This is a genomic window from Pseudomonas sp. 05N433 (assembly GCF_056396925.1).
This window is the reverse complement of record NZ_JBFTML010000041.1, coordinates 75,560-83,540: the sequence shown is the minus strand read 5'-3', so window position 1 is coordinate 83,540 and position 7,981 is coordinate 75,560. Positions and strand designations below refer to the sequence as shown.

The 7,981-nt window shown below is 59.7% G+C and carries 5 protein-coding genes, 1 tRNA gene and 2 pseudogenes; 2 read left to right on the top strand and 6 right to left on the bottom strand.

Features of this window, described 5'->3' with window-relative positions; genetic code table 11:
* Positions 1-76 (bottom strand) — tRNA-Glu (locus AC1DIS_RS20930).
* Between the two features lie 394 nt (positions 77-470).
* On the opposite strand from AC1DIS_RS20930, the gene AC1DIS_RS20925 reads away from it, so the two are divergent.
* A complete protein-coding gene (locus AC1DIS_RS20925; protein ID WP_230139514.1) occupies positions 471-1,229 on the top strand; it encodes a hypothetical protein in 759 nt (252 codons plus the stop codon).
* 111 nt (positions 1,230-1,340) lie between these two features.
* Here AC1DIS_RS20925 and AC1DIS_RS20920 read toward each other — a convergent pair whose 3' ends face one another.
* The 4 genes and pseudogenes from AC1DIS_RS20920 to AC1DIS_RS20905 all read right to left on the bottom strand — a co-directional run bounded on the left by AC1DIS_RS20920 (position 1,341) and on the right by AC1DIS_RS20905 (position 5,904).
* Positions 1,341-2,204: a methyl-accepting chemotaxis protein gene (locus tag AC1DIS_RS20920; protein ID WP_477750360.1), complete on the bottom strand. Its 864-nt coding sequence runs from the start codon at positions 2,202-2,204 to the stop codon at positions 1,341-1,343.
* Positions 2,202-3,266: pseudogene (locus AC1DIS_RS20915) on the bottom strand (HAMP domain-containing protein); the annotation flags it as partial. The gene AC1DIS_RS20920 and the pseudogene AC1DIS_RS20915, both read right to left, overlap by 3 nt.
* A gap of 425 nt (positions 3,267-3,691) precedes the next feature.
* Positions 3,692-4,842, bottom strand: a pseudogene (locus AC1DIS_RS20910) (aminotransferase-like domain-containing protein).
* A gap of 300 nt (positions 4,843-5,142) precedes the next feature.
* Complete coding sequence (locus AC1DIS_RS20905) at positions 5,143-5,904, bottom strand: SDR family oxidoreductase (RefSeq protein WP_064616537.1); 762 nt, start codon at positions 5,902-5,904, stop codon at positions 5,143-5,145.
* A 235-nt stretch (positions 5,905-6,139) separates the two neighbouring features.
* Between AC1DIS_RS20905 and AC1DIS_RS20900 the strand changes: the two genes are divergently transcribed.
* Positions 6,140-7,144: an NADP-dependent oxidoreductase gene (locus AC1DIS_RS20900; RefSeq protein ID WP_018926267.1), complete on the top strand. Its 1,005-nt coding sequence runs from the start codon at positions 6,140-6,142 to the stop codon at positions 7,142-7,144.
* A 72-nt stretch (positions 7,145-7,216) separates the two neighbouring features.
* On the opposite strand, the gene pyrF is transcribed toward AC1DIS_RS20900, so the two are convergent.
* On the bottom strand, positions 7,217-7,915 hold the full coding sequence (pyrF, locus tag AC1DIS_RS20895; protein WP_167331181.1) for an orotidine-5'-phosphate decarboxylase: 699 nt from the start codon (positions 7,913-7,915) through the stop codon (positions 7,217-7,219).
* Positions 7,916-7,981: the final 66 nt, after the last annotated feature.

The window sequence follows — 7,981 nt, the reverse complement described above, 5'->3', positions numbered from 1 at the left end:
TGGCGTCCCCTAGGGGACTCGAACCCCTGTTACCGCCGTGAAAGGGCGGTGTCCTAGGCCACTAGACGAAGGGGACACACGTACAACATTCACTCCCTACCGCGTTTCGCTGTGTGCTTTACGCTGTAAGTGGCGCGCATTCTATGGATGGATTGAGGGGTCGTCAACCCCCAGATATAAATTTATTTAAATCAATGACTTCGCCCTGCTTTTGGCAGCGATTCAGGCTTTTGTGTCGCCTGACCTTTGGCGCCTATATTCTGGCATCCATCAAGACGCTATAGTCCATGCCGAGATGATGGCAATGTGCACCTCGCACGCTATTTACTTATAGAAGCGGCATTGCGGCCGATATAAGAAGAGCTATAGCCGATTCACTCGTCGAGCAACCCTATGCGCCCATATGCCAAGCCAACTACACTCGACTCGAACGCGAACCCCATAAAGAGGTCTTACCGGTGACACCACTCATGATCACCCTGCTAGTCGTAGCCGGGATCGCACTATTGATCGCCATTGGCTACATGAACCATGTGGTGGAAAACAATAAGCTGGAAAAAGCCCGCACCAAGGTTGAACTCAACGACCGCCTGCGTCGCTGCGGCGAAATCACCGAGACCTTTCCCGGTCAGTTCATGACACCCGCGCTCAAGTTGCTATTGACCCGTCTGGAACTGAACGTCTGCCAGCGCCTGCTCAACCTGGAAAAAACCAGCCCCACGCTAAAGCCACGGATTACCGAGCTCAGTGCCTTGGTCGCTCAGGGCGAATCGATCCCGGTCAACAACCCGCCGGCACCGATCCAGACCGAAGCCAAGGCCAAAGACGTGCGCTTCCTGCTCGAAGCCCTGCATGGCCAGATCACCCGTGCCGCACAGGACGGCTACCTGCCGACCAACGAAGCCAAGCACTGGATCCGCGAGGTCCGCCACATCCTGGTCCTGCTGCACATCGAGTTCTTCAACAACCTCGGCCAGCATGCCCTGCAACAAAACCAGCCAGGCCAGGCCCGACTGGCCTTCGAACGCGGCGTGCAATACCTGCGCAAACAGCCGGAGCCCCAGGTCTACAGCGAACAACTCGAGTACCTGGAAAAACTCCTGGCCCGCGCCAACGACCAGGTCATGGACAAGATCGCCCCGGTTGAAGGCGAAGTGAACCAACTGACTGAAGGGCTCAAAGACGTCGAGGCTGACGCCGACTGGAAGAAGAAAGTGATCTACGACTGATCATGCAAATGCTGAAAAGCCACCGGGTCAGGTGGCTTTTTTTTTGCGTTGGGATTGATGCCCGCCAGAGTCAATAGATCATCCGGACACAGCCCGAGCCTTCGGCAGCTGCTACAGCTTGAAATGCCCCACCATCCCCCTCAACTCACTCCCCAACTGCGCCAGTTCAATACTCGACGCCGCATTGCCCTGCATCGCCAATGAAGACTGATCCGCACTGGCGCGAATGCTCGTGACACTGCGATTGATCTCCTCGGCCACCGAGCTCTGCTCCTCCGCAGCCGCTGCTATCTGCTGGTTCATCTGCTGAATCAGCGACACCGCCGCCGCAATACTCCCCAATGCACTTTCGGTCTGCAACGCATCGCTCACCGCCAGTTTCACCAACTCGCCACTGCTCTGAATCTGCTGCACCGACGATTGCGCCGCCGAGCGCAAGGCACTAACCAGGCGTTCGATTTCCTCGGTCGATTGCTGGGTTCGCCTGGCCAGCGCCCGGACCTCATCGGCCACCACCGCAAATCCCCTGCCCTGCTCGCCGGCCCGCGCCGCCTCGATGGCCGCATTGAGCGCCAACAGGTTGGTCTGCTCGGCAACGCTTTTGATCACGCTGAGCACCGTGCCGATGTTCTGGATTTCTGCACTGAGGCTTTCGATGCTGGAGCTGGCCGAGGTGGCCGAGTCCGCCAGTTGCTCAATTCGCGCCATGCTCTGACGCACCACCTGCTGACCGCTTTCGACCTTGCCATCGGCAGTCTGCGCCGCCTGGGCGGCCTCCTCCGCGTTACGTGCCACATCGTGCACCGTGGCGGTCATCTGGTTCATCGCAGTGGCGACCTGCTCGGTTTCTTCTTTCTGGCTGCTGACTTCAAGGTTGGTCTGCTCGGTCACCGCCGACAGCGATTGCGCAGAGCTTGCCAGCTGTTCGATACCGGCCTGCAAACCACTGACAATGCAGCTGAGCCCAGCGCCCATTTGCTGCATGGCTTGCATCAACTGGCCGATCTCGTCACGGCGGGTCACCTCAATCGTCGCGCTCAAATCGCCCGCGGCGATCTGCTGGGCGACACGGATCACACTGCGCAACGGTGCGACGATCAATCGGGTAATCACCCACGCGGCAATCAGCCCGACCAGCAAGGCCAGTGCCGAGGAGCCGATGATCAACAGCGAGTTCTTTTTCAGCTCTGCCTGCATCGACCGGTCTTCGGCAACGTAGGCCTGATCCACCCGCTCCACCACTTGCGCGGCGCGCTGGTGGAGTTGCTCGGAGACGGTCTTTTCCTGCGCCAACAGGCCGGTGTACTCGGCGAGTTTTTCAGTGAAACTGCCGATATGACCCGACACTTCATTGAGGACCGTCTGGTAACCCTCATCCTTTACGGTAGCTTTCAACTGTTCGGCCTGGGCCAGCGCCTGGTCGGCTTGCTCGATCTTGCCCTGCCCGGCACTGTCGTCGCCCTTGCGGCTCTGATCCAGGCGTACGTGCGCTTCGTTCATGGCCTGCAACATCAGTCGCGAGACCTGGCTGACCTGATTCGCCTGCTCGATGAATTGCGCACCGTCCTTGCCCTCGGACTCCTTCAAGGCATAGGCGCCATCATCGCTAAGCCCGGACTGCAGCACATCCAGGTTATTGGCCACACTGGACACCGACCAACTGGCCATTTCCAGCGCCAGGTCCTTGGCCTGACTCAGCGAGACGAACTCGTCAAAGGCCTTGCGATAAGCCCCCAGAGACTGTTCGACGTCATTCATGACCGGCACGTTGGCTGCGGACTGAGCCTTGAGCTCGGTCGCCAGCGCGATCAACGCGTCCACCCCCGCGTGCAAGGCTTCCACGGTTTTCGGGTCGCCGCGCAAGACGTAGTCCTGCTCAAGCAGACGCACCTTGAGCAAACGGCTGTTGAGCGACGACATCTGCTTGAGCCCGTCGAAGCGATGACTGATGGTTTGCAGGGACCATACGCCAATGGCCGCCACCAGGGCTGTCAACAGCAGCACCAGTACAAACCCGACACCCAGTTTTTTCGCCATACCGAGGTTGGCAAAACGTCCTTGCACGGCCGAAATCATTGCGCTTAGTCCCCTGCCATTATCTGTTGATGCAGATTCGCAACGGGCTTGTGCCAACACAAGTCTCTGACGTCGGAATAATGGCAAAAAGCTACGCCCGCGTCGTTTTCAGAATGCTTTAGGTCGATCCTCAGGGTCTGTTGACGTTTGGTGACGACCGCGACGGATGCCAACGTTGCGCAGGGCAAGGCGCGAGGAACGTGGTTTGGTTGTTCCAAATAAGTTCCGAGCAACGCAGCCCTGCGCAACGTTGGCTCCGTCCCTTCGGGTTGCGCGCCAACGTGCGCGAGGCTGCGTTGCGGGATTTGCCAAGGGAACAACCATTGGCGGCATCCCGCGCCTTGCCTCGCGCACGTTGGCATCGCAACGCGGCTCGCCACCAAACGTCAACAGACCCTGGCGGTAGCCTGAAAAAATGCCCGAGCACGAGGATCACAGGCATAGGCAACGTTGATGCGCTGCCAGTCATGAGCCTCGCCGGTGGGAAAGAAGCCAGCACCGATTCGCAAAACCGTGAAGCACCCATGCTGCTGATCATCTTGACCTCGGCCAGTCGCGCAATGACGTCGGCACCCGCCACGACAAAGCCGACCCGCAACGAACTGCTGAGGGTTTTGGAGTAGCTGCCGACGTAGATCACGTTGTCATCGATACCCAGTGCCGCAAGACGCGTCCCGGGACCGCGGTACAAATCCGCATAGACGTCGTCTTCGATCACCAGTACGCCATGCTTTCTGGCCAGCTGCATAACCTGCCGAGCCACGCCCAGGGTCAAACTGCTGCCGGTGGGGTTGTGATAAAAACTGTTGATGAACAAGCCACGGGGTTTGTATTTCAGCAACAGTGCCTGGAGTGCTTCGGTGTCGGGTCCGTGAGGCGTTCGTGGGACTTCGATCATGCTGACCCCGTGCAGCCTGAGCAAATCGAACAGCATCGAATAACCGGGGTTCTCCACCACCACGCAATCGCCCGGTTTGAACAACGTGCGCACGATCAGGTCGAGCCCATGACTGGCACCCGCCGTGGTGAGGATTCGACTTTCATCCACCGCGATATCCAGCTGCTTCAGTCGTTTGAGGATCTGTTGGCGCAGGGCAAGCAGGCCCAGCGGTGTGCTGTAGTTGAACAAACCGGCCATATCGGTGCGGCTGACCTGGCGTATGGCATAGCTCAGGTCGTCAGTCTCGCGCCAGCTTTCGGGTAATCCGCCGCAACCCAGCTTCAGTTCGCCCGCGACGCCACTCTGCTGCTCAACCCCCTCGAACCAGGAAAAATCCCGTTGCCCGTGAGCGGCAAGCGCCGTTGCCGCGACAAAGAAACCCGCCCCGCTACGCGTGGCCAGCACACCTTGGGCCACTAACCGTTCACAGGCCTCGACAACACTGGGTTGGCTGAGCAGATTGATCCGCGCGATTTGCCGCACGGAAGGCAAACGTGTCCCCGGCGACACCTCGCCACGATGAAGCCAGTCGGCCATCGCGTCGACGATTTGCTGCACGACCGGCACCAATGCCTGTCGATCGATTCTCAACTCCATGAGCAAGCAAACTCCTGTCTGTTTTGCGGAAAACAGTTAATCACAGGAGCGCTCGACAAGATGTGCGACAAAACCGCCAAAACCGTCGGTTCTAACCATTTGAAACACAATGCCCGGTGTTTTCACGGAACCGATGGCAGTGTGCGTAATGCTGAGAAACCTGTGGCGAGGGAGCTTGCTCCCGCTTGAGTGCGTAGCACTCACAAAAACCGGCAATGGTTGTCAGATTTTTGGGGCCGCTACGCAGCCCAGCGTGAGCAAGCTCCCTCGCCACAAAAGCAGGTATATCGAAACGCCTGATTAAAACGCCGTAACCCCACCATCCACCGCCAGCGAATGACCGGTGGTGAACGCCGCGCCGTCGCTGCACAGGTACAGCACCGCGCTGGCAATCTCCTCGACCTTGCCGATACGTCCGACCGGGTGCATGGCATTGGCGAACTCGCCCTTCTTCGGGTCCGCTTCATAGGCCCGACGGAACATGTCGGTGTCGATCACCGCCGGGCACACCGCATTCACGCGAATCTTTTTCTTGGCGTATTCGATGGCCGCCGATTTGGTCAGGCCGATCACCGCATGTTTGGAGGCAGCGTAGATGCTCATCTTCGGCGCAGCCCCCAGGCCGGCGACCGAAGCGGTATTGACGATCGCGCCGCCGCCCTGGGCCAGCAGCAATGGCAACTGGTACTTCATGCACAGCCAGACGCCTTTGACGTTGACGCCCATGATCGCGTCGAACTCATCGAGCGTGCCCTCGGCCAGTTTGCCTTTCTCGATTTCGATACCGGCATTGTTGAAGGCATAGTCGAGACGGCCGTAGGCATTCACGACCTCGTCCATCAGATTTTTTACATCGCTTTCCACAGTGACATTGCAGCGCACGAAGGTCGCGTCACCGCCGGCAGCGCGAATCAGCGCCACAGTGCCTTCACCACCGGCCACGTCCAGATCGGCCACCACCACTTTCAACCCTTCGGCGGCGAACGCCAAAGCGGTTGCGCGGCCAATCCCATTGGCCGCGCCCGTCACAACGGCGACCTGGCCGGAAAACGTCATGCTCATTGTTATGTCCTCGAAGAGAAGAATGTGGGGAGTCACGTGTTTTCAGTTAGCCACAGCGCCTTGTGACACGGCAGCACTATCAGAAGGCCGGTTGGGCGCCCATGAGTGGCAGTGATGGAACTGCCGCCCTGACTATCACTGCACTGGATCGATGTGCATTCGCCGTGTCAGCCAACCTTGCAGCATCGTCCATGAAGGTCTATCAACAAGGCTTCATTCATCTTGAGTGCCTGTCATGACTACCCAGACCAATCGCCAGTTCCTGCTCGCCAAACGTCCCGTGGGGCCAGCTACCCGCGAGACGTTCACCTATCAAGAAGTACCAGTCGGTGAGCCTGCGGCAGGTCAGATCCTGGTCAAGAACGAATACCTGTCCCTGGACCCGGCCATGCGTGGCTGGATGAACGAGGGCAAGTCCTACATCCCTCCGGTCGGCATTGGCGAAGTCATGCGCGCACTGGGCGTAGGCAAGGTCATCGCCTCGAACAATCCGGGCTTTGCTGTCGGGGACTACGTCAACGGCGCCTTGGGTGTGCAGGATTACTTCCTTGGCGAGCCGCGAGGTTTCTACAAGGTCGATCCGAAACTAGCGCCGCTGCCGCGTTATTTATCCGCGCTGGGCATGACCGGAATGACCGCCTACTTCGCCCTGCTCGATGTCGGCGCGCCGAAAGCCGGCGACACCGTGGTGTTGTCGGGCGCGGCCGGTGCGGTGGGCAGCATCGCCGGGCAAATCGCCAAGATCAAAGGTTGCCGGGTGGTCGGCATCGCCGGCGGCGCGGACAAGTGCAAGTTCCTGATCGATGAGCTGGGTTTTGACGGTGCCATCGATTACAAGAACGAAGACGTGATCGCCGGCCTCAAGCGTGAATGCCCGAAAGGCGTCGACGTGTATTTCGATAACGTCGGCGGCGATATTCTCGACGCCGTGCTGAGCCGCCTGAACATGAAGGCACGGGTGGTGATTTGCGGTGCCATCAGCCAGTACAACAACAAGGAAGCGGTCAAAGGCCCGGCCAACTACCTGGCCTTGCTGGTCAACCGCGCGCGGATGGAAGGCTTCGTGGTGATGGATTACGCCGCACAGTTCGCCGCTGCCGGGCAGGAAATGGCCGGCTGGATGGCCAAGGGGCAGCTCAAGAGCAAGGAAGACATCGTCGAGGGACTGGAAACATTCCCGGAGACGCTGATGAAGTTGTTCAGCGGCGAGAATTTCGGGAAGTTGGTGTTGAAGGTATAAAAGCTTCGCGGGCAAGTCGGATCGCCGCACCGCTCGCTCCTACAGGAGCGAGGCTTGCCCGCGAATCGCCGCTTAAGCGATTTCTGCGACGACCGCCGCCAACGCCTTGGCCGGATCCGCCGCCTGGCTGATCGGACGGCCGATCACCAGGTAATCGGAACCGGCATCCAGCGCCTGACGCGGCGTCAGGATGCGGCGCTGATCGTCCAGGGCACTGCCCGCCGGACGAATCCCCGGCGTCACCAGTTGCAACGACGGGTGGGCGGCTTTCAAGGCCTGGGCTTCCTGGGCCGAGCAGACCAGACCGTCCATCCCGGCCTTTTCCGCCAGCGCGGCCAGGCGCAGCACCTGCTCCTGCGGCTCGATGTCCAGGCCAATACCCGCCAGATCCTCACGCTCCATGCTGGTCAGCACGGTCACGCCGATCAACAGCGGTTTCGGGCCGCTGCGCTGATCGAGCACTTCGCGGCAGGCGGCCATCATGCGCAGGCCGCCGGAGCAGTGCACATTGACCATCCATACGCCCATTTCCGCAGCCGCCTTGACGGCCATGGCGGTGGTATTCGGAATGTCGTGGAACTTGAGGTCCAGGAACACTTCGAAACCCTTGTCGCGCAAGGTGCCGACGATTTCCGAAGCGCAACTGGTAAACAGTTCTTTACCGACTTTGACCCGGCACAGTTTCGGGTCCAGTTGATCGGCCAGCTTCAGTGCGGCGTCACGGGTGGGGAAATCCAGGGCGACGATGATAGGCGTCTGGCAGGCGGACATGAGTGGGCTCTCAGGCAAGTCGAAATCGGCGCGCATTGTAGCGGAACCAGCGCCGCTGCGGGACCC

Excerpts from the sequence above, each read along its gene's own strand:
- AC1DIS_RS20925 (WP_230139514.1), top strand. The coding sequence starts at position 471 with ATGATCACCCTGCTAGTCGTAGCCGGGATCGCACTATTGATCGCCATT.
- AC1DIS_RS20900 (WP_018926267.1), top strand. The coding sequence starts at position 6,140 with ATGACTACCCAGACCAATCGCCAGTTCCTGCTCGCCAAACGTCCCGTG.
- pyrF (WP_167331181.1), bottom strand. The coding sequence starts at position 7,915 with ATGTCCGCCTGCCAGACGCCTATCATCGTCGCCCTGGATTTCCCCACC.
- AC1DIS_RS20905 (WP_064616537.1), bottom strand. The coding sequence starts at position 5,904 with ATGAGCATGACGTTTTCCGGCCAGGTCGCCGTTGTGACGGGCGCGGCC.
- AC1DIS_RS20920 (WP_477750360.1), bottom strand. The coding sequence starts at position 2,204 with ATGGGCGCTGGGCTCAGCTGCATTGTCAGTGGTTTGCAGGCCGGTATC.